This window comes from Actinomadura fulvescens (genome assembly GCF_039533225.1).
In the GTDB taxonomy this organism is placed as follows: Bacteria; Actinomycetota; Actinomycetes; order Streptosporangiales; family Streptosporangiaceae; genus Spirillospora; species Spirillospora fulvescens.
Window position 1 is genome coordinate 1,388,676 of sequence record NZ_BAAATD010000001.1, and the last position, 21,968, is coordinate 1,410,643.

The window sequence follows — 21,968 nt, forward strand, 5'->3', positions numbered from 1 at the left end:
CCTCCTTGTGTCATGACCGGCCGAGCGCGGCGACCTGGCCGGATGGGTGGGTGGCCTCTCGGGGCAGGACGCGGAGCATTCCGTCGTGCAGCCGCCCGGCGAAGTGCAGGAGCGGGCCGCCTTCGCCGTTGCGGGCGGTGACGACCTTGCCGAGCAGGAGGTTGTGATCGCCCGCCGGGACCGTCGTCGTGAGGTGGCAGCCGAGGGACGCCAGCGAACCGTTGATCCACGGCGCCCCGCTGAACGCGTCGGGCTCCCACTCGAGGTGATCGAACTGGGCCAGTCCGCGTGGCCGGCCGGGATCGGCGAACCAGCCGGCGAGTGCGGACTGCCGCGTGGACAGCACGTTCACCGCGAAACGCCGGGCCTCGCCCACCACCTCGGTGAGGCCCGATCCATCGCGCAGGCACACGCCGACCAGCAGCGGCTCCCGCGAGATCGCGGTGACCGAGGAGACCGTCGTGCCGCGGACGATGTCGCCGTGCCAGACGGTCACCACCGCCACTCCGGTCGCCAGGCGGCGGACCGCCTGGCGCAGCACCACGTCCAGTTCGGAGGCCGTCATCTGACGGGCACCCCGGCGGCGGCCGGAGCCCGCCCGTCGGCCGCCCGCCCGTTTCCGGTGGAGAGCTCCTCCATCAGCCGGCGGTAGCCGGGCGCCGCGTGCGGCTCGAAGGGGAGGCTGAACGGCTTGAGGAAGTTGCCCCAGATGCCGCGGTCGCCGAAGATGTGCCACGGGATCGCGAGCAGCGCCCACTCCCAGCCGATGGTGAAGCCCCAGAGCACGATGATCGCACCCTGCGTGATCATGCTGTGCATGAGGTTGTAGGCGAGGTAGTAGTTCTTCGAGATGCGACCGGACGCGCTGCGCCGGAAGGCGATCGCGCCGGGCAGGTAGCCGACGAGATCGATGAACGCGAACAGGGCGATCGCCGGAATCCAGCGGATCTCGCTCCAGTGCAGAACGACGAAGACGTTGACGGCGATCCAGGCGACCACGTATTCGGCCCGGTGGAGCCGGAACGTCGTCGGGCTCTCGAAGGGGTTCTTCACATCCATGGCATCCTCACTGGCTGGTCAGGACAGCCGCATCGGCTGGCCGGTGAAATAGTCGACGAGCGCCTCCGCCATCGCGGTGCGCGACGGCGGGTGGTAGGCCAGCGGGCGGACGGCGGCGATCAGGTAGGCGATGTCCGGCGACCGCATGAACGCGATGCCGCCGAGCAGCTCCGCCGCCATGTCCGTGGCCTCCCTGAGCGCCTGCTGGGCCGCGTACCTGGCGACCAGGACGGTCGACACGGCGGCGTCGCCGGTGAGCCCGTCGGCCACGGCCCGGGCCGCACCCTCGACGAGGGCGACGGCGGACTCCAACTGGATCGCCGCCTGGGCACGGTCGGTCACGCTGCCCCGCCCTCCGGCCAGCGCCTGCTCCACCAGGGCGCTCGCGGCGCCGACATAGACCGAGGTCGCCAGCGTCTCGAACCAGGCGAAGCCGGTGGTCTGCAGGTCGTCGAGCCGGTCCGGGTCGTCCGGCTCGGTGCGGATCACCATGTCCGCCGGGACGAACACGTCGTTGAGCCTGACCTCGTGGCTCTCCGCGCCCGCCAGCACGTTGCTCAGCCAGAACCGGTGGACGGAGATGCCCGGCGAGCCGGCCGGGATGAGCAGCAGGGCGAGCGTGGGCGACCCGTCGACCGGCACCGCGGCGCTGGCCGTGAGCAGGTCCATCGAACGGGCGAGGCTGCACGGCTTCTTGCCGCCGTTGACCAGGTAGCCGCCGTCGGTGGCGCGGGCGGTCGCCGCCGGGACGACGATGTTGGCCCCCGGCTTCCCCTCGGCCCAGCCCGAGGCCACGATGAGATCGGCCGGTGCGATTTTGGTCAGGAGGTCCAGTTGCGCGGGGGTCAGGCGTCCGGCCCTCGTCGCGAGCGAGAAGAGCGTCGCCACCGTGTAGTGGTGCATCGTGGTGGCGGCACCCAGCGATGGCGAATAGGACGACATCGCGCGCACAATGCGTGACGCGCTGAGCGCGTCGACACCCATGCCGCCGTATTCGGCCGGTACGAGCAGCCCAGGGCCGCCGAACTTGCGGAAAAGGCCGAGAACGGGCCCGTCCGGTGCCTCACGTTCGGTCAGGGAGATCTCCGCGAGAGCGGCGCACATGCCCGGGTGGTGGCGCTCGCACACCTCGCGGGCCTCGTCAAGGGAACGCATCGATCATTCTCCGATCCATTTCAGGCGATCGCAGTCAGCGTTCTGCCCGGTCGATCCGGTCGATGCCTAAATCGCACCATCTCCTTAACGATGATTGCAGCCGGTTCTGACGCCGCGCTGACGGCGAACGGATTCCGTTCGCGGAGACATTCATCGAGGAGAGGCGAACGGGGCGAGGCGGCGGCACCGATCAGCGGGATGTCAGTGGGGAGTCGGGCAGGGCTGACATGCTGCATTCATGACCACCCCTGACAATTACCTCGGGCTGCCACTCCACCAGGTCGCGGCCGAAATCGAGCGGGCGCTGCGCCGTTACCCCGGCATTGCGCGTGCCCGCGTGATCCGCGATGCCGACGGCCGGTTCGTGGCCCAGGTGCTGCCGTGGGGCGTGCATTCCGTGACCGCCGACACCGGCGTCCTCGCCGAACTGGCGGGGATGAACATGGCCGAGACGCGATTCCTGCATGACGAGATCTTCGTCGATGAGGTCTATCTGCGCGGCGGGATCGTGCTCCGTGAAAATGCCGTCGTGTTCGATGTCGGCGCGAACGTGGGAATGTTCAGCGTCTTCGTCGGAGCACGCTGCCCGTCGGCGGAGGTGTATGCCTTCGAGCCGGTTCCTGAAGTGTTCGCCAGGCTTCAGCAGAACATTGACGAGCGCGGCCTCAACACCCGTCCGTTCAATTACGGGCTGTCCGATCGCGACCAGGAGGTCTCGTTCTATTACTACCCGAACATCTCGATCATGTCCTGCCGCCACGACTACACGAACTGGGACAACGAGATCGACCTGATCAAGCGGTACGTCGCGAACGAGCGCAGGAGCGGCCCGCCCGGGCGTGCGGAGCATCTGGCCGAGGTCGAGAGCCTGCTGGCCAGGGACTTCGAGTTCGTCGAATGCCGGTGCCGGCTCCGCACGCTGTCGTCGGTGATCGATGAGGTCGGGGTCCGCGGGATCGACCTGCTCAAGATCGATGCCCAGCGCGCCGAGTACGACGTGCTCCAGGGGATCGAGGCCCGCCACTGGCCACTGGTCCAGCAGGTGAGCATGGAGGTCCACGACGAGACCGGCTCGCCGACCGAGGGCCGGGTCGAGCAGGTCACCGGGTGGCTCGCCGAGCAGGGGTTCCGCGTCAGCATGGAGGTCGAGGAGATGCTTCGCGGCACCGGCCGCTATGCCGTCTACGCCATTCGCCCGGGCTACGAGAACGATCCGCGTCCGGTGGTGGCGGCGACCGGCACCACGCACGCGATCAAGCCCGAGCTCGTCGCGGACTGGCTTTCCGCTCGCCTGCCGGCGGAGCTGCTGCCGGACCGGGTGGACGTCGTTGATGCCCTTCCGCAGGCAGAGAGCTCCTAGGCCCACGCAGACCAGGGCCCGGCCGAGAGGAAGGCTCCTCGGCCGGGCCCTTGTCCTGACGTGAGCGCTGCACTGGTGCTGATGGTCACTGCCGTACGACGAGGTCCGGCGCTCTAGTCGTCGATGAGCACGTGTGCGCCGCTGACGCCGTCCAGCGCCGGAGCGATCGTCGAGATGACCTCGTCGACCAGCTGTTTGGTGGTGTCCGGGTGAACGAAGCAGAGCCGGGCCACCGGCTCGCCGTCCCACGACGTCGGGAGCACGAAGGCGACCTGGTCGGCGAGGAGCCTGGCAGACCAGTTCTCGTAGTCGTCCATTCCCCATCCGTCCCGCTGGAAGAGCACCACCGAGAGCTCCGGCTCACAGACCAGCGTGAGGCCCTCGGCCCCGGCGACGCGGTCGGCCGCGTAGCGGGCCATGGTGAGCGTGTTCTCGATGCCGTCGCGGTAGGCGTCCGTTCCGTGGACCGCCAGCCCGAACCACAAGGGCAGGCCGCGGGCCCGGCGGGTCAGGTGATGGGCGTAGTCGCTCGGGTTCCACACGCCGTTGGCGTCGTCGTGGATGGCGTCCAGGTAGGACGCTCGCTGCGTGTGCACCGCGTTCGCCATCGGCGGGTCGCGGTAGAGCAGCGCCGCGCAGTCGAACGGCGAGAAGAGCCACTTGTGCGGGTCGATGACCACGGAGTCGGCCTGCTCGATGCCGTCGAAGAGCCCGCGCACCGTGGGAGCGAACAGGCCGGCGCCGCCATAGGCGGCGTCGACATGGAACCACAGCCCGTGCCGTCGTGCCACCTCAGCCACCCCGGCGAGATCGTCGACCAGGCCGCCGTTCGTGGTTCCGGCGGTCGCGACCACGGCCACCACGTCGCCGGCGTGCGGCTCGCGGGCCAGGGCGGCCTGCAGTTCCCGGCCTGTCAGCCGGTGGCCGGCCGTGGGCACCAGCAGCGGTTCCATGCCCAGGAGGTGGAGGGCTTTGCTCACCGAAATGTGGGCTTCCGCGGCGAGGGCCACCTTGGGCCGCGTTCGCTGCGTGCCCTGAGCACCCTGCGCACCGCGACGGCTCAGGCCGGTGTCACGTGCGACGAGCAGGGCTGACAGGTTGCCGCTGGAGCCGCCGGACACGAAGCAGCCGCCGGCACCGGCCGGCAGCCCGGCGGCGTCGGCCAGTACGCGCAGGGCCTGGTTCTCGGCCGCGACCGGCCCGGCGGCCTCAAGCCACGAGATGCCGTGCAACGTGAAGCAGGAGACCAGCATGTCGAACAGGATCGATGTCTTCGACGGCACGCACGACACGAAGGCCATGAAGCGGGGGGTGTCACACGCGATGATGGCCGGGGCGATGTCGCGGAGGAAGACCGACAGGACCGCCTCGGGATCGTTGCCGGACGGCCCGATGAGCCCGGCCAGGCGCTCGGCGAGCCGGTCCCTGTCGCCGCCCGTCTTCAGCGGAACCTCGTCCAGGCTGAGCTGACGCCGGCACTCGTCGAACACGAGCCGTGCCAGCTTCCGGTCCAGTTGATGCATGCCGTTCACGTCCTGTCCCGCAATCTCGTGGGCCTACCTGGAGGCGGTGACGATGTCCTTGAGCCATCCGCTGAACGCCGGCATCCCCTCGTCCAGCTTGGCCAGAGCGGCGGAGCCGATGATGATCCCGTCGCAGCCGCCACTGCCGCGCAGCTCCTCGACGTCGGCGGGCCGGTCGATGCCGAAGGCGGCGCAGACCGGCAGATCCGGGCGGACGGAGCGAACCTCGACCCGCTTTCGCCGGAGGTCGGCGGGGGACGCGGCCCTCGTGCCCGTCTCCGGACCCAGCGAGGCGTACACGAAGCCACCGCCGCGGGAGATGATCCGCCGGTCGCCGTCGGAGAGGCCGGCGGCGGTGGCGTCCACCGCGGGGATGATGACCGCGCCCTCTTCGGCGGCGGCCACGGCATAGGACGCGAGATCCGGCGGGTCGCTCTCGAAGAGGTAGCCGGAGACTCCCGCCCGCAGCGGTGGCGGCGCCGACCACGTGGCGGGCGAAGGCCAGGCGGACCCGTAGACGACGGCCACCCGAACGGGGGCGCGCAGCAGCCACGCGGTCGCCTCGGCCTCCGAGTAGGGCTCGGCGTCCCGCAGCGCCCGGGCGATCATCGGGCCGGTCCTGGGCGACCACCGCGGATCCGACACCGCCGGGAATTCGATGAAGTCCACCTCATGCCTGACGCACAGGTCGAGCGCCTCCTGGCTCGTGTTCCAGTCCGGGAAGCCGGGGATCAGATAGATCCCGATCGCGAGCTCTCCCCGTCTCGCACGACCGCAGATGATGTCCGACAGGCGCGGCGGCGTCATCGCTCGCCTCCGCCCGGAGCGGGGATGCTGGACAGGACGCGGAGGCCGCAGTACGACTCCCACAGCGTGGCATGTGCCTGAGCCCCGTAACCGCCGTCCGGTTTGCCGAGCTTTTCCACCGCCAGCCTGAGCCGGTCGGTCCAGACGACGTCGTTCAGTACCTCTCCCGCGCGGAAGCCCCAGTACGAGGCGGCGAGTGAGGGAGCGTCATCGTCAGCGGTGAGTGTCGCGAGGCCGGACGGCGTGGCGAACCGCGACCTGAGCCATGCGGCGGTGACGCGGCTCTCGGCGGGACCGAGGGGGTGCTGGAGGAGCGACAAGCTGCAGACGGCACAGTAGGTGTGCTCGGTGTCCGGCGGCCGGCCCGGAATGCCCGCATAGCCTCCGCCGCCGTCCCGGCAGGCCTGGATGAAATGGACGAGCGAGCGAGTCACCTCGGGGGAGAGCAGGCCGAGTGCCCCCAATTGTTCGAGTGCGCGCAGGACATAGAACATCTCGTCGATGTCCGATGAGGCGGGCAGGTGAGGCTCGGCCAGCTCGCCGGCGAACCAGCGCGGGAGCTCGTCGGGCACATCGTCACGCCGCCCGGAGAGCGTGAGCGCGCGCACCGCGTAGTAGCCCGCGGCCCGGGACGGCTCAGGGTCGGCGGCCGTCATCGCGAACGTGCCGCCCGCCCGGCGGCAGGCGTCCATGAAAGGGGCGGGCGTGAGCGGCTCACCGGACAGCATCGAGGTGATCTCGGCGGCCCACCGCAGTGCTTCCATCGTCGGCACGTCCTCCCGGGCTTCCAGGTAGGCGCCCGGTCCTTGCCGTCGGGAAGCCAGGAAGCGCGACGTCGCGTCGGCTCGAAGTAGCGTTGGAGTACTGGCCGGAAATGGCATCAGGAAAACAGCTCCTCACGTTGACGCAATGGCAGGGGAATCAGGCGGCGGCGGGAAAGTCAGCCGCCGGCGGTGCCGAACGCGTAGCTCTGCGGCGGGATCTCAACGAAGTCGAGGCCGGCCAGCGCGCCGGGGGCCGGCAGGCTCTTGGGCGTCGGCTCGTCGAAGAGGAAGTCGCCGCGCAGGTCGCAGCGGTGCTGAGCGAGCTGGTAAAGCCGGAACAGCAGCCCCACTTGCTCGTGAAGGTCGTTCATTCTCTCCGTGTCGAGGAAGGTGCTCGCCTGCGCCATGCTGCTGATCCTGCTGAGCGCGGCGATCGAGATCGTGAAGCTGACGAGGTCGGTCGGCTCCACCGTGGACGGGTCCTGCTCGCGATACCGATAGGGCTTGGGCAAAGCCTCTAGCAGGTCACCCGCATAGATGATGAAATCCGCCGCCCGGCCCATTGTCTCGGGGCTGGCGAGCATGTCCTTGCCCATGACGTAGTTGACATAGCCGAACAGCTGGGGATTGCGGCTGTAAAAGAGCAGCGTGGCCAAGCCGTCGTCGCGTGAATCATCGAGAACGGCGCTGCGCCGCTGGCGCAATTCGTTGATGCACGTCCCGTAGCAGCCGGAATCGATGAGGGCGATGGAGGGCTGCCGGAGAATCGAGTTCGCCGTCAGCGGGTCCGGCCTGGTGGTCCTCGACACGTGTGCCAGGTGCAGATCGAGGCCCTGGTCCAGGGACGTGGCCGCGATGTAGAACGGCAGCGCGTCGCGGGCGAGGAAGACCAGGGTCTCGATCGAGTTCTGGCGGCACCAGCGCAGCGCCCAGTTCGTGAAGCCGAGCCAGACGGGGGTCCACGGCTTGATGATGGTGAGATAGCGCTCGGTGGTGCCACAGAGCCAGGCCGAGAGCTCGCGTTCCGTACCGAAGATCCGGTTGCAGACCTGATCGACCTGGTGCTCGGAGAGATCCTTCGCCGCGGTCATCGACGCACGGAACTCCGCGTCGGCCTCCTCGACGGTGGGGGCGGCGAGCGAGCCCCCGCCCGGCCACTTCTCCAGGCAGTAGTCGACGACCGCGCGAGAATAGTCCGCGGTGAACCGGTACTCGGTCGGCTTGGGCAGGTCCCGCAGCAGGGTCGTCAGCCACTGGTGCACGCCGGAGACAGGGATCGCGGTGCGCGCTTTCCCGCCGACGGGGTCGAGGGAGACGGGCCCGGGGGCGCGAAGGCCGGCTGACGCGTTCACGGTCATGAGACCGGGTGCGCCTTACCTTGCGGGACCCCGTGTTCCCACGGCCGTCGTGTGCCCCAGAGGGGCACGGTGTCGTCTGCGGTTGTGTCACCCACGGATCCTCCTAGAAAGCGTCAACGGCACCAAGGCAGAAAGACGAGGCAGAAGGGCCGCAGGAGTGCGTGCGGCTCCTTCTGCCTGTCATCGCGGAGAGGGCAGGATTCGAACCTGCGTAGGCGCCTGACGGCGCCTTCCCGGCTGACGCCGGGCCCCATTAGGCCACTTTGGGAACCTCTCCAGGGTTACTGCTCCGGTGTTCAGTTTTTGTTCCGCTAAAGCCATCATGACGGATGGCCCTGATCTGCGGCTGACTCGTAACTGACCTTTTTGTGGCCTTGATATCCGTCGTTCCGTATGCGATAAATCTTGCGAGCACCGTCATGAATGGGGCATTGCGATGACCGAGACGATTACGAGATCAGATATCGCGCTGGAGGCCATCCAGCGGTACCCGGACGCGGACAATCCCAGCTCGTTCCTCGCGGTCAACGAGGGCAACGGTCATCTGCACCTGCCGGACACGCCGGGCGTGATCGTCTACCGGCCCACCGGGCGATATCTGGTGCAGTTCGGCGGCCCGTTCGCGCCTCGGGAGGCCCGCCCCCGGCTGCTGCGCGCCTTTCTCGACCTGGCCGCCGAACAGGACCGGGAGATCGTCGCCATCCAGCTCCAGGGCGCCGACACGGCCGAATATCTCGACGCGGGTTTCACGGTCAACCAGATAGGCGCGTCGTACGCGCTCCGGCTCGACACGTTCAGCCTGCGCGGAACGGCGTTCATGCGGCTGCGCAACAAGATCGCACGAGCCCGGCGAAGCGGGCTCACGATCAGTGAGGTGCCGCTCGGCCCCTGGCACGCCGCGATGAGCGACCTGGACGCGGCCTGGCTGGGCTCCAAGGGCGGCGCCAAGCCGCTCGAATTCCTCGTGGGGGAGTACGGCGGGCGCTATCAGCACCTGCGCCGGCTCTTCGCCGGCGTCAACGGCGACCGGCTGATCGGCTACATCTCGTACTCACCGGTCTACGGCTCCCGGCCCGGGTGGATGCACGACCTCAGCCGCCGCCGGCCGGACTCCACGCCGGGCGTGATGGAGGCGATCAACAAGGTCGCCATCGAGACCTTCCAGGCCGAGGGGACGCAGTGGCTCCACTTCGGGTACACGCCCTTCTCGGGGCTCTCGACCGGACACGAGCCGCCCGGTCACAGCCGAGCCTTCCACTGGTTCATGGAAGAGCTCTGGAGCAACGGCGGCCACATCTACCCGGCGCAGACCCAGTACGCCTACAAGGAGAAATGGAAGCAGGACGTCATCCTGCCCGAGTACATCGCCTTCCAGCACGGGGCCAGCATTCCCGCCCTGGTGCACGTCTTCCGGGCATGCAATGCCGTCTGAAGAGACCACGACGAGACCCGGGAGGGAACGCCATGACAGATGAACCGGACGAGATCTCCGCGGCCGGGGCCAAGGTCGTCGAGATGCTCGGCGCGTGCGCGCAGGCCCCCGATGACCTGGAGATCGGCCGCGCCGCCGATGCCGCGCTGACGAGACTCGAACAGCTCCTCGCCGTCAGCGAGGACCACCGCTCTTCCTGATGCGTGGCGAACACCACCGCCCGTTCGGATCAACACCTGACGGGCGGTGTCGCGACCCCGGCCGGCAGATTCCTGCTGCGCTTGATCGGGCCGATGAACAGCCAGATGTCGGTGATGACGTTCGCGCCGGTGAGGATGAAAAGCGCCGTCTGGACGTCGAAGACCGTGCCCAGCACACCGCCGGCGAGACTGCCGATGGGCCAGACGCCGAAGAAGGTGAACCGCATGGTCATGGCGACCCGGGCGCGCATTTCAGGCGGGCAGTACGCCTGCCGGAAGGCGCCCCCCGTCACGTTTCTCACGACCACGCCGGTGGCCCACACCAGGGTCCCGGCCAGCGCCACCACCACCAGCAGCGGGCCGTGGCCGGCGAGCGGGAACAGCAGGAGGAAGCAGTCGGTCACGGGGGCCGTCAGCAGGGTCCGGGCGGATCCCAGCCGGCGGGTGATCCTGGGCGCGACGACGGCGCCGAGCAGTCCGCCGACGCTGATCGTGATCGTGGTGGCGCCGACCGCCCAGGGGCCGAGCCCGGCGCCCTGGATCAGGAACACGACGACCAGCGCCTGGACACCGCCCATGAGCAGGTTCGTGGAGGCGCTGTTCACGGTGATGATCCGCAGATAGGGATCGCGCAGCACGAACTCGGCCGCGTCCCGGACATCGGCCCGGACCGTGGTGCGCGGCCGGTCCGGCCGGTCGCCGGAATGATCGGATGGTTCACGCGCCCGGATGGACCACAGGCAGGCGGCGCTGACCAGGAAGCTGACCGCGTCGAGGAGCAGTGCGAGAACGGCCGAGAAGAGCTGGGTGATCAGCCCGCCCAGGCCGGGGCCGGCGATGTTGGCGGCCTGTTCGCTGCCCATCAGGCGCGAGTTCGCGGCGAGCAGTTCGTCCTTGCCGACCAGGAACGGCACGTACGCGTTGTACGCCGCGGTGAACAGGACGGTCGCGCACCCGACCGCGAACGCGATGACCAGCAGGTACCAGAAGGTCAGAACGCCGAGCCAGGCCAGCACCGGGACGCTCGTGATCAGGACCGCCGAGGCGAGCTGACAGCCGATCATCACCGGCCGCCGGCTGTGGCGATCGGCCCAGACGCCCGCCTGCAGCCCGACGAGCAGCCACGGCAGCCAGATCATGGCGTTCAGCACGCCCATCATCAGCGTGCTCGCGCCCAGCGTCTGCAGCGCCACCAGGGGCAGCGCGAAGGTCGTCACGGCGGTGCCGGTCTTGCTGATGGACTCCGCCGTCCACAGCAACCGGAAGTCCCGTCCGCTCAGCCCGCCGCCACCGGTGGTGGCGGCGGCGGTGTCCGTGGCCATCAGGGTGACATCCTGGCCGCGAGCAGTGCTCCGATCTCCGCCACAGGGCCGGGCTTCATCATCTCGAAGTGGCCGCAGCCGACGGTGTGGTGGTCAATGGTCCCGCGGACGTACGGCTGCCACAGTTCCAAGGCGTCAGAGTCGCCGAGACGGGTGCCTTCCGCCTGGACGAAGACCAGATCTCCGTCGAAGACCTCGTGCTCGTCGCCTTGGGCTATCCGGATGAGATTCCCGGCAGCGCGCGGAAGGTCGGCCAAGGTCTGCTCCGGGAGACCGAAGCCGTTGGCGACCGCCTGCCTCATCCGCCGCCGTGACCGCGGATCGTCGGCGGTCTCGACGCTCAGGCCGAGATCCTGGGCCATGGTGACCAGGATCGCCTCCTCGATCGCGTCGAGCATGGCGGGCGGGTCCATGTCGAGGAGCCATGGGTTGGTGGGATACGAATCCAGGAGAGCCAGGAACTCCACCCGCTCGCCCTCCCGCTGCAGCCTGCCCGCGACGGCGTGCGCGATGGTTCCGCCCAGCGACCAGCCGAGAAGGCGGTAAGGACCCGTCGGCTGGACCTCACGTATCCGGTCGGCGTAGCTCGCGGTGAGCTCCGCGAGATCCCGCGGCCCGGCCTGCTCGCCGGCCAACTGGAGGCCGTAGATGGGGAGGTCGGCGGGCAGATGGCGCTGCAAGCCCGAGTAGCACCAGGCCACGCCGGACACCGGATGCACGCAGAACAGCGGCGGCTGTTCGCCCGACGTCCGGATCGCCACCACCGGATCGATCCGGGCCTGTGCGGCAGGGTCCGCCGCGAGCGATTCGATGACCCCCGCCACGGTGGGCGCCTGGAGGAACAGCCGGACCGACAGGTCCGTTCCCAGCGCCGCTCGGATCCGGCTCACCAGCCGGGTGGCCAGCAGCGAGTGACCGCCGAGCGCGAAGAAGTTGTCGTCGGCACCCACCGACTCCAGGTCGAGAACCTCGGCGAACAGGCAGCACAGTGCCTCCTCGCGAGCGGTGCGAGCGGCCTGGGCGCCGGAGCCCAGCGCCGCGTAGTCGGGGTCGGGGAGGGCGTTGCGGTCGAGTTTGCCGTGCGAGGTCAGTGGCAGGGCGTCGAGGGTGACGAATGCTGAGGGGATCATGTAGTCGGGGAGTTTGGTCAGGGCGTGGCGGCGCAGCTCGTTGGTGTCGGGCGGGTCGTCGGTGGGGACGAGGTAGGCGACGAGCCTGTCGTGTTTGGCTACGACTGCGGCTTGGTTGATCAGTGGGCTTTCGGTCAGGACGGTGGCGATCTCGCCGGGTTCGATGCGGAAGCCGCGTATCTTCATCTGGGCGTCGGCTCGGCCCAGGAATTCCAGTGCGCCGTGGCGGGTCCAGCGCACCAGGTCTCCGGTGCGGTACATCCGTTCGCCCCCGGCCGCGAACGGGTCGGCCACGAACCGCTCCGCAGTCATGCCAGGACGGCCCCAATACCCCCGGGCAACCGGCTCCCCGGCCACATACAGCGCGCCCGGTACTCCTGCCGGAACGGGCCGCAGCCACTCGTCCAGCACGTACACCCGGCTACCCGACATCGGGCGGCCGATCACCGGCCGGTCGCCGCTCACGGGGGCGACCACCGAGTCCACCGTGCATTCGGTCAGGCCGTAGAAGTTCCAGCCCGCCACGCCCTCAGCCTGGCCGATCCGCTCCCACAGCCCGGCGCCTACCGCCTCGCCTCCCAGGATCAGTACCGAAGGCCCGCCCTGCCCGAGCAGCCCCTCCGCTATGAGTTGCTCGGCATAGGAGGGGGTGACTTCCAGTACGTCCACCCCGTGCTCGCGTCCGTAGCCGACCAGCGCGTGCGCGTCGCGGCGGACGTCATCGTCGAGCACGTGCAGTTCATGACCGTCCAGCAGCCACAGCACCATGATCCACACAGCGTCGAACGACAGCGCGGTCACCAGCGCCGCCCGCAGCCGCTGTCCGGCCCGCCGCGTCGCGGGCTCGATCACTTCGCCGCGCATGAACGCTGCCAGGTTCGCCAAGCCCTGATGGGTGGCGACGACGCCCTTCGGTCTGCCGGTCGACCCGGAGGTGTAGGTCAGGTGCGCCGGGTCGGACGGCTCCAGCATCCTGCGGTGCTCGGCCGCGCCGACCGGCCCGTCCGCGAGCCCCGCCAGCGCGGCCTCCGCCTGCGCCGAGCCCAGCACCAGCGTCCGGACACCAGGACCCGCCAGCCCGGCCGCCGGTTCGGCCGCCGCCTCGGCCGTCGTGATCACTACGCGAGGTGCCACGTCCGTCACCATGAACCGCACCCGGTCCGGTGGATACGACAGATCCACCGGTACGTACATCGCCCCGGCGGCCAGTACCCCCAGCATCGCCACCACCGAGTCCGCCGACCGTGGCAACGCCACCACCACCGGGTCCCCGGGGCCGGCCCCTGCCGAGATGAGCCAGCGGGCCAGCCGGTTCACCCGTCCGGCCAGCTCACCGAACGACAGCTCCACGTCCCCGCACACCACCGCGGTCAGCTCCGGCTCCACCGTCGCCGCCCGCGCCGCGAACAGCTCCGGCACCAGGTCCGGCTCGGGCGTCGCCGGTTCGCCCTGTCCCAGTTCCAGCAGCGTCCGCCGCTCCTCCGCCGTCAGCACCTCGATCCGGCTCACCGCAAGATCGGGCGCCGCCACGGCCGCCTCCAGCACCCGCACCAAGCCTTCCGCCAGCGCTTCGGCGCTCTCCCGATCGAACAGGTCGACGGCGTACGCGACGTTGACGTCCAACCCGGCCGGGCGCCCGCCGGGGCCGAAGTGCTCCATCACCGTGAAGGTGAGGTCGACCTTGGCGGTCGACGTGCGCACCGTTTCCATCTCCGCGGACAGCCCGGGCAGCAGCTCCGCGACCGTCGGCATGACCAGGACGTTCAACATGACTTGGAAGAGGGGGTTGCGGGCCGGTGACCGTTCCGGGTTGAGGTGCTCGACCACCAGCTCGAACGGCGCGTCCTGGTTCTCCAGCACGGTCAGGGTCGTCTCGCGCACCCGGCCCAGCAGCTCGGCGAAGCTGGGGTCCCCGGACAGGTCCGTGCGTACGACCACCGTGTTGAGGAAGAAGCCGACCAGATCGTGCAGCGCGTTGTCGGTGCGTCCGGCCAGCGGTGACCCGACCGGGATGTCCTGCCCGGCGCCCCACCTGCTCAGCAGCACGGCCAGCGCGGCGTGCAGCACCATGAACAGCGTCCCCCCGCGCTGGCGCGCCAGGTCGGTGAGACGAGCGTGGAGGTCCGCGTCCACCGTCAACGGCACGGTGTCGCCGCGGTAGCTGGCGAACGGAGGGCGAGGCCGGTCGGTGGGCAGCGGCAGGCACTCCGGCGCGTCCGCCAGCTCCTTGGCCCAGAACGCGAGCTGGCCGGCGAGCACACTGCCGGGATCGTCGGCTCTGCCGAGGAGTTCGGCCTGCCACAACGTGTAGTCCGCGTACCGGACGGGCAGCGGCTCCCAATGCGGGGCCCGGCCCTGGGATCGTGCCTGGTAGGCATGCCCGACATCACGCCACAGCGGAGCCGTCGACCAGCCGTCCCCGGCGATGTGATGCATCACGATCATCAGTACGTGCTCGTCCGGGCCGAGGACGAACAGCGTCGCGCGGAACGGCGGCCGGGGGGCGGCCAGGTCGAACACATGGCTCGCGGCCTGATGCATCGCCGCCGTCAGACCACCGGGCTCCGGCTCGGCGACCTCCAGCTCCAGGCAGACCTGGTCGATGCCCAATACCTGCTGGCAAGGCTCTCCCTTGACGTCCGGGAAGACCGTCCGCAGTGGCTCATGTCTGCGCACGACGTCGTTCAACGCGGCGGCCATCGCCTGGCGGTCCAGCGGCCCCCGCAGCCGCAGCGCTCCCGGGATGTTGTAGGTCGCGCTGGGGCCTTCCAGCCTGTTCAAGAACCACAGCCGTCGCTGCGCGAACGACAACGGGATCATCGTGTCTCCTCAGATCATCGCCGGATCGGTCATCGGGCGTAGCGCGGGCCGGGCGGGCCGGGCGTCGGCGAGCCCGGCGCTGAGCCCGGCCACGGTCGGTGCCTGGAAGACCGCCCGGACCGAGACCTCGGCGCCCAGGTCGCTCCGTATCCGGTTGACCAGCTTGGTGATCAGCAGCGAGTGGCCGCCGAGCGCGAAGAAGTCGTCGTCGATTCCGATGGGCGCGCGGCCGAGGAGTTCCTCGTACAGCCCGCACAGGACCTCCTCCTCGCGGGTGCGCGGCTCCCGGCCCGCCGGGGCGTGCGACTCCGCGGGGTCGGGGAGGGCCTTGTGGTCGAGTTTGCCGTTGGGGGTGAGCGGCAGGGCGCCGAGGGTGACGAACGCCGAGGGGACCATGTGGACGGGGAGTTCGGTCATGGCGTGGCGGCGCAGTTCGGCGGGGTCGGCGGTGCCGTCGGCCGGAACCAGGTAGGCGACCAGCGCGTCGTCGCGTGCGACCACCGCCGCAGTCTTGACCAGCGGGCTCTCGGCCAGGACGGTGGCCACTTCACCGGGTTCGACGCGGTGGCCGCGTACCTTGACCTGATCGTCGGCACGTCCGAGGAACTCCAGCGTGCCGTCGCGGGTCCAGCGGGCCAGGTCGCCGGTGCGGTACATGCGTTCGCCGGGTGTTCCGAAGGGATCTGCGACGAACCGTTCAGCGGTCAGCTCTGGCCGGCGCCAATATCCCCTGGCGACTTGTGCCCCGGCCACGTACAGCGCGCCCGGCGTTCCTGCCGGGACGGGGCGCAGCCACTGATCCAGCACGTACACCCGCGTGCCGGGTACAGGACGGCCGATCACCGGCCGGTCGCCGCTGACCGGCGCGACCGCTGAGTCAACTGTGCATTCGGTGGGTCCGTAGAAGTTCCAGGCCGTGACGTCGTCGGCCTGGCTGATCCGTTCCCACAGCCCGGCGCCCACTGCCTCGCCGCCCAGGATCAGCACGGACGGTCGATGTTCGCCGTCCAGGAGTCCGTCCTCGGTCAGCAGCTCGGCATACGAGGGCGTCACGTTCACCACGTTCACCCCGTGCTCGCGGACGTAGCCGACCAGCGCGTGTGCGTCGCGGCGGGTGTCGTCGTCGAGCACGTGGAGCTCATGGCCGTCCAGCAGCCACAGCACCATGTCCCAGGACGCGTCGAACGACAGCGCTGCCACCAGGGCGGCCCGCAGCCGCCGCCCTGCCTGCCGCACCGCCGGCTCGATCACTTCGTCGCGCATGAACGCGGCCAGGTTGGCAAGGCCCTGGTGGGTGGCGACCACACCTTTCGGCCGGCCCGTCGACCCCGAGGTGTAGATCATGTAGGCAGGGTCCGACGGTGTCAGCATCCTGCGACGCTCGTCCGCGCCGACCGGCCCGTTCGCCAGCTCTGCCAGCTCGGCTTCCGCGTCCGGCGAGCCCAGCGCCAGCTGCCGGACATCGAGATCCGCCTGTTCCGCCAGTGCCCCCGTTGTGATCACCACGTGCGGCGCCGCGTCCGCCAGCATGAACCGCACCCGCTCCGGTGGATACGTTAGGTCCACCGGTACGTACATCGCCCCAGCCGTCAACACGGCCAGCAGCGCCACGATCGAGTCGGCCGATCGTGGAAGCAGCACCGCGACCGGGTCTCCTGGACCCGATCCTGCCGCGATGAGCCAGCGGGCCAGCCGGTTCACCCGTCCGGCCAGCTCGGCGAACGACAGCTCCGCATCGCCGCACACCAACGCGGTCAGCTCCGGCTCCGCCGTGGCTCGCGCTTGGAACAGCTCCGGCACCAGCTCCGGTCCGGTCGTCGCCGGTTCGCCCTGCCCCAGGTCCAGCAGCGCTCGCCGTTCCTCGGCCGTCAGCACGTCGAGCCGGCTGACCGGGACGTCCGGTGCCGCCACGACCGCCGCCAGCACCCGTACCAACCCCGCCGCCAGCTCCTCCGCGCTCTCCCGATCGAACAGGTCGAGCGCGTACTCGAGGTCGCCCGTCAGCCCGGCCGGCCGCCCGTCGAGATCGTGGTCCTCGGTCAGCGTGAAGGAGAGGTCGACCTTGGCGGTCGCCGTGCGTATCACCTCCATCTCCGCGTTCAGCCCCGGCAGCGGATCCGCGTCGCGCGGCGCGTTCTGCAGCGTCAGCAGGACCTGGAAGAGGGGGTTGCGGGCCGGTGACCGTTCCGGGTTGAGGTGCTCGACCACCAGCTCGAACGGCGCGTCCTGGTTCTCCAGCACCGCGAACGTCCGCTCGCGCACCCGCCCCAGCAACTCCGCGAAACTCGGATCCGCGGACAGATCCGTGCGTACGACCACCGTGTTGATGAAGAATCCGACCAGATCGTCCAAAGCATCGTCGGTGCGCCCGGCCAGCGGTGACCCGACCGGGATGTCCTGCCCCGCCCCTCTCCTGCTCAGCAGCACGGCCAGTCCGGCGTGCAGCACCATGAACAACGTCGCCTCGTTCGCCTGCGACAGGTCGGTGAGACGAGCGTGCAGGCCGGCGCTCACCGTCAGCGGCGCGACATCGCCGCGGTACGTGGCGACCGGGGGCCGGGGCCGGTCGGTGGGCAGCGGCAGGCACTCGGGCGCGTCCGCCAGCTCCTTGGCCCAGAACGCGAGCTGACCGGCGAGCACGCTGGCGGGATCGTCGGCTCGGCCGAGGAGTTCGGCCTGCCACAACGTGTAGTCCACGTAACTGACAGGCAGCGGCTCCCAATCCGGCGCGCGCTCCTGGGATCGCGCCTGGTAGGCGCGCCCGACGTCACGCAGCAGCCGGCCCGTTGACCAGCCGTCGCCGACGATGTGATGACCCACGAGCATGAGCACGTGCTCGTCGGGGCCGAGGACGAACAGCGTCGCGCGAAACGGCGGCCTGGAGGCGGCCAGGTCGAACGCCTGGCTCGCGGCCTGGCGCATCGCCGCCGTCAGGCCACAGGACCCGGGCTCGGTGATCTCCAGCTCCAGGCCGGCCTGATCAGTGTCCAGTACCTGCTGGCAGGGCTCTCCTTTGACGACCGGGAACACCGTCCGCAGTGGCTCATGCCGGTCGATGACGTCGTTGATGGCGGCCGCCATCGCCTGGTGGTCCAACGGCCCTCGCAGCCGCAGCGCTCCCGCCATGTTGTAGGTCGCGCCGGGGCCTTCCAGCTTGTTCAAGAACCACAGCCGCCGCTGCGCGAACGACAACGGGATCATCGTGTCTCCTCAGGTCGTCGCCGCACGGCGCATCGGCCGCAGCGCGGGACGGGCAGGACGGGCGTCCGCGAGCCGCGCGCTGAGCCCGGCCACGGTCGGCGCCTGGAACACCACCCGGACGGAAAGCTCGGCGCCGAGCTCGGTCCGTATCCGGCTCGTCAACCGCGTGGCCAGCAGCGAGTGACCGCCGAGCGCGAAGAAGTCGTCGTCGATCCCGATCGGCACGCGGCCGAGCAACTCTTCGTACAGCCCGCACAGGACCTCTTCCCGGCGATCGCGCGGGCCCCGGACCACGGGAGTAGGCGACTCCGCGGGATCGGGAAGGGCCTTGTGGTCGAGTTTGCCGTTCGGCGTCAGCGGTAGGGCGTCGAGGGTGATGAAGGCTGAGGGGATCATGTAGTCGGGGAGTTTGGTCTTGGCGTGGCGGCGTAGTTCGCCGGTGTCGGGTGGGCTGTCGGTCGGGACGAGGTAGGCGACGAGCCTGTCGTGTTTGGCTACGACTGCGGCTTGGTTGATCAGTGGGCTTTCGGTCAGGACGGTGGCGATCTCGCCGGGCTCGATGCGGAAGCCGCGTATCTTCACCTGGGCATCGGCCCGACCTAGAAACTCCAGTACGCCGTCGCGGGTCCAGCGCACCAGGTCTCCGGTGCGGTACATCCGTTCGCCCCGGGCTGCGAACGGGTCGGCCACGAACCGCTCCGCGGTCATGCCAGGACGGTTCCAATAGCCTCGTGCTACCTGCGCCCCGGCCATATACAGCGCGCCCGGTACTCCTACCGGAACGGGGCGCAGCGACTCGTCCAGCACGTACACCCAAGTGCCGGGCACCGGGCGGCCGATCACCGGTCGATCACCGGTCACCGGGGCGACCACCGAGTTCACCGTGCATTCGGTCGGGCCGTAGAAGTTCCAGGCCGTGACTTCGTCGGCCTGGCTGATCCGTTCCCACAGCCCGGCGCCTACTGCCTCGCCGCCCACGATCAGCACCGACGGTCGACGTCGCCCGTCCAGGAGTCCGTTCTCGATCAGCTGCTCGGCATACGAGGGAGTGGCCTCCACCACGTCCACCCGGTGCTCGCGCACATAGCTGACCAGCGCGGTTGCGTCGCGACGGGTGTCGTCATCGAGGACGTGCAGCTCATGGCCGTCCAGCAGCCACAGCACCAGGTCCAAGGACGCGTCGAACGACAGCGCCGCCACCAGGATCGCCCGCAGCCGCCGTCCGGCCCGCCGTGCCGCAGGTTCGATCACCTCGCCGCGCATGAACGCGGCCAGGGCCGCCAGGCCCTGATGGGTGGCGACAACGCCCTTCGGCCGGCCCGTCGACCCGGAGGTGTAGATCGTGTACGCCGGGTCCGACGGTGTCAGCATCCTGCGGCGCTCGTCCGCGCCGATCGGCCCGTCCGCCAATCCCATCAATTCGGCCGCGGTCTCGGGGGAGTCCAGCACCAGCGGCCGTGCACCGAGATCTGCCTGTTCCGCCAGCTCGGCCGTGGTGATCACCACGTGCGGCGCCGCGTCCGCCAGCATGAACCGCACGCGCTCCGGTGGATACGTCAGGTCCACCGGTACGTACATCGCCCCCGCCGCCAACACCGCCAGCAGCGCGACCATCGAGTCGGCCGATCGTGGAAGCAGCACCGCGACCGGATCTCCTGGACCCGCTCCTGCCGCGATGAGCCAGCGGGCCAGCCGGTTCACCCGTCCGGCCAGTTCACCGAACGACAGCTCCGCATCGCCGCACACCAACGCGGTCAGCTCCGGCTCCACCGTCGCCGCCCGCGCCGCGAACAGCTCCGGCACCAGCTCCGGCTCAGCCGCTGCCGGTCGCGTCCGGCCCAGCTCCAGCAGCTCCTGCCGTTGCTCGGCCGCCAGTACCTGGACGCGGCTCACCGGGACGTCCGGTGCCGTCGCCGTCGCCTCAAGCACCCGGACCAATCGCGCCGCCAGTTCTTCCGCGCTCGCCCGATCGAAGAGGCCGGGCCGGTGTTCGACGGCCATGTCGATCACGTCGCCCGACGCCTGTACAGCGAGGCCGAGCGTGTAGTTGGTCTTGACGTCGGTCCGCACGTCCGACATCGGGAAACCGCTCGTCGTGCCCGCCCCGGGGAAGTTCTGGAACGACAGGTGGGCGTCGAACAGTTCCGGCTGTCCCGCCGCACGCCGGATGTCGACCAGGCCGAGATGGTGGTGGGGGATCAGCCGCGCCTGGTCGGCCTGGAGCCGCGCCAGCATGGTGGCGACCGTCTCGGTCCGGCTGAGGTCCTGGCGTACCCGGACCGGCACCGTGTTGAGGAACATCCCCGCCATGTTCTCGATGCCCGGCACCTCCGGAGGGCGGCCGGTGACCGTGCCCCCGAACACCGCGTCGCTCTGGCCGGTGGCGGTGCCGAGGGCCAGCCCCATCGCTCCTTGGAAGACGGTGTTCATCGTGAGGCCGCGGCTGCGTGCGAAGCCTCGCAACCTCGTGACCAGTTCGGCGGGAATCCCGACGTTGAACTGCTCGCTGTCGGCCAGCCATCGTTCAGGTCCGGACGGCGCCAGCAGGGTCGGCCCCGGCAGCCCGTCGAGCGCGGCTTTCCACGCCTGCTCGGCCGCGACGCGGTCCTGTCTGGCCAGCCAGCGGTAGTAGTCCTCGTACGGCGGAGGCTCGGGCAGCCCGGAGGCGTCTCCGCGCCGTTCATAGAGTTGAGCCAGCTCGCCCAGCAGCAGCCAGGAGGACCACCCGTCCAGGACGGCGTGATAGGTGCAGAGGATGAAGCGGTGCTCGTCCGGCGCCAGCCGCACCAGCACGAACCGGGTCAGCGGCGGTTTCGTGAGGTCGAAGCGCTCCGATCGGACGGACTCCGACAACCTTTCCAGCCGCTCGGTGCGTTCAGGCTCAGGACAGGCGGACAGGTCGACCTGTCGCCAAAGCAGCGGTACCTCGCGCAGGACGACCTGAACGGTCTGGTTGTTCCGGTCCTGACGGAAGCAGGCCCGCATGCATTGATGCCTGGCCAGCAATTGCGCGCAGGCGGATCGCAGCGCCGCGACGTCCAAGGGCCCCGACAGCAAAGCCGACAGATACATGTTGTAGAGGCTCGGGCCCGTCTCGTCGAACTCGGCGTGGAATATCTGCCCTTCTTGCAAGGGGGTCAGCGGCAGGACGCACTCGATGCCGGCGCGGTTCACGTGAGGGTCTCCCATTCGCCTTCGGCGCTGCCTGCGTGCCGGCCTGCCTCAACGTCCTCGAACTCGCCGAACTCGCCGAACTCGTCATCCGCGAAATCGAGGAGCGGCGATTTCGCCGGTGCCGTAGAGGCCGCGTAGTCCGTGGAATCGCCGTCCGCGCTGGTGGTGACGGCGGGACGGTCGTCAATCGTGGCGGCCAGTGTCTCCGGGGTCTGGTGGTCGAAAAGGTCGCGCACGCTGAACGAGAGGCCGGCCTCGCGCGCACGCGCCACGACCTGAACGGCCAGAACGCTGTCTCCGCCCACCTCGAAGAAACCGTCGCGCGGTCCGACGAGATCGAGGCCGAGAACGCCGGCGATGATCTGGCACAGCGTCGCCTCCGTGGTGGCGATGAGGCCGGTCATCGCGCGTCCACCCGGGAGGCCGGTTCGCCGGGCGTGATGTCCGTCCAGTTCGCCACCACGTAGTCCAGGCACTCCTGCCGCCTGGCGCCGCCGAAGACCACCTGCCAGCCGGACGGCACGTCGATCGCCTCCGGCCACAGCGAATGCTGGCCCTGGTGGTTGACCAGAACGAGATAGCGTGCTTCCTCGTTTTCAAAAGGATCAGCCACGAGTGCGCTCCAGGGTGATTGTTTCCGTTCTTCTCTCCGTCTTCGCGGAA

At 69.6% G+C, this 21,968-nt stretch carries 16 protein-coding genes and 1 tRNA gene; 3 read left to right on the forward strand and 14 right to left on the reverse strand.

Features of this window, described 5'->3' with window-relative positions:
• Positions 1-10 precede the first annotated feature (10 nt).
• From ABD333_RS06440 to ABD333_RS06450, 3 genes are read right to left on the reverse strand one after another with little or no spacing between them, the layout of a single operon-like run.
• Positions 11-565 (reverse strand): flavin reductase family protein, encoded by a 555-nt coding sequence (locus ABD333_RS06440; protein WP_344538550.1) that lies wholly within the window; start codon positions 563-565, stop codon positions 11-13.
• Positions 562-1,059: a hypothetical protein gene (locus tag ABD333_RS06445; RefSeq protein WP_344538552.1), complete on the reverse strand. Its 498-nt coding sequence runs from the start codon at positions 1,057-1,059 to the stop codon at positions 562-564. Before ABD333_RS06445 ends, ABD333_RS06440 begins: the two co-directional genes overlap by 4 nt.
• Positions 1,060-1,077: 18 nt before the next feature.
• On the reverse strand, positions 1,078-2,214 hold the full coding sequence (locus ABD333_RS06450; protein ID WP_344538554.1) for an acyl-CoA dehydrogenase family protein: 1,137 nt from the start codon (positions 2,212-2,214) through the stop codon (positions 1,078-1,080).
• Positions 2,215-2,452: 238 nt separating this feature from the next.
• Between ABD333_RS06450 and ABD333_RS06455 the strand changes: the two genes are divergently transcribed.
• Positions 2,453-3,574 carry an FkbM family methyltransferase gene (locus ABD333_RS06455; protein ID WP_344538556.1) on the forward strand — a complete coding sequence of 374 codons (1,122 nt, stop codon included), beginning with the start codon at positions 2,453-2,455 and terminating at the stop codon, positions 3,572-3,574.
• Positions 3,575-3,687: 113 nt separating this feature from the next.
• On the opposite strand, the gene ABD333_RS06460 is transcribed toward ABD333_RS06455, so the two are convergent.
• The 5 genes from ABD333_RS06460 to ABD333_RS06480 all read right to left on the reverse strand — a co-directional run bounded on the left by ABD333_RS06460 (position 3,688) and on the right by ABD333_RS06480 (position 8,303).
• The gene (locus ABD333_RS06460) at positions 3,688-5,097 is read right to left on the reverse strand and encodes a pyridoxal phosphate-dependent decarboxylase family protein (RefSeq protein ID WP_344538558.1); all 1,410 of its coding nucleotides are present in this window, start codon (positions 5,095-5,097) and stop codon (positions 3,688-3,690) included.
• Positions 5,098-5,130: 33 nt separating this feature from the next.
• Positions 5,131-5,904 carry a tryptophan synthase subunit alpha gene (locus ABD333_RS06465; protein WP_344538560.1) on the reverse strand — a complete coding sequence of 258 codons (774 nt, stop codon included), beginning with the start codon at positions 5,902-5,904 and terminating at the stop codon, positions 5,131-5,133.
• Positions 5,901-6,668 (reverse strand): prenyltransferase/squalene oxidase repeat-containing protein, encoded by a 768-nt coding sequence (locus ABD333_RS06470; protein ID WP_344538562.1) that lies wholly within the window; start codon positions 6,666-6,668, stop codon positions 5,901-5,903. The genes ABD333_RS06465 and ABD333_RS06470 overlap by 4 nt, the downstream gene beginning before the upstream one ends.
• Before the next feature lie 176 nt (positions 6,669-6,844).
• The gene (locus ABD333_RS06475; protein WP_344538563.1) at positions 6,845-8,026 is read right to left on the reverse strand and encodes a hypothetical protein; all 1,182 of its coding nucleotides are present in this window, start codon (positions 8,024-8,026) and stop codon (positions 6,845-6,847) included.
• Between the two features lie 186 nt (positions 8,027-8,212).
• Positions 8,213-8,303: transfer RNA gene (locus ABD333_RS06480), tRNA-OTHER, on the reverse strand.
• A gap of 159 nt (positions 8,304-8,462) precedes the next feature.
• On the opposite strand from ABD333_RS06480, the gene ABD333_RS06485 reads away from it, so the two are divergent.
• A complete protein-coding gene (locus ABD333_RS06485; RefSeq protein ID WP_344538565.1) occupies positions 8,463-9,458 on the forward strand; it encodes a bifunctional lysylphosphatidylglycerol flippase/synthetase MprF in 996 nt (331 codons plus the stop codon).
• 32 nt (positions 9,459-9,490) lie between these two features.
• Entirely contained in the window at positions 9,491-9,658 is a 168-nt protein-coding gene (locus ABD333_RS06490) for a hypothetical protein (protein ID WP_344538567.1), read from the forward strand.
• 29 nt (positions 9,659-9,687) lie between these two features.
• On the opposite strand, the gene ABD333_RS06495 is transcribed toward ABD333_RS06490, so the two are convergent.
• Genes ABD333_RS06495 through ABD333_RS06520 form a run of 6 tightly spaced genes read right to left on the reverse strand, consistent with a single transcriptional unit; the run spans position 9,688 to position 21,918 of the window.
• A complete protein-coding gene (locus ABD333_RS06495; RefSeq protein ID WP_344538569.1) occupies positions 9,688-10,980 on the reverse strand; it encodes an MFS transporter in 1,293 nt (430 codons plus the stop codon).
• Positions 10,980-14,930 (reverse strand): non-ribosomal peptide synthetase, encoded by a 3,951-nt coding sequence (locus tag ABD333_RS06500; protein WP_344538571.1) that lies wholly within the window; start codon positions 14,928-14,930, stop codon positions 10,980-10,982. The genes ABD333_RS06495 and ABD333_RS06500 overlap by 1 nt, the downstream gene beginning before the upstream one ends.
• 9 nt (positions 14,931-14,939) lie before the next feature.
• Complete coding sequence (locus tag ABD333_RS06505) at positions 14,940-18,131, reverse strand: non-ribosomal peptide synthetase (protein WP_344538573.1); 3,192 nt, start codon at positions 18,129-18,131, stop codon at positions 14,940-14,942.
• 9 nt (positions 18,132-18,140) lie between these two features.
• Positions 18,141-21,305, reverse strand: coding sequence for a non-ribosomal peptide synthetase (locus ABD333_RS06510; protein WP_344538575.1), 3,165 nt, complete (start codon positions 21,303-21,305; stop codon positions 18,141-18,143).
• Positions 21,302-21,709 carry a phosphopantetheine-binding protein gene (locus ABD333_RS06515; RefSeq protein WP_344538577.1) on the reverse strand — a complete coding sequence of 136 codons (408 nt, stop codon included), beginning with the start codon at positions 21,707-21,709 and terminating at the stop codon, positions 21,302-21,304. The genes ABD333_RS06510 and ABD333_RS06515 overlap by 4 nt, the downstream gene beginning before the upstream one ends.
• Positions 21,706-21,918, reverse strand: coding sequence for an MbtH family protein (locus ABD333_RS06520; RefSeq protein ID WP_344538579.1), 213 nt, complete (start codon positions 21,916-21,918; stop codon positions 21,706-21,708). Before ABD333_RS06520 ends, ABD333_RS06515 begins: the two co-directional genes overlap by 4 nt.
• Positions 21,919-21,968 lie beyond the last annotated feature (50 nt).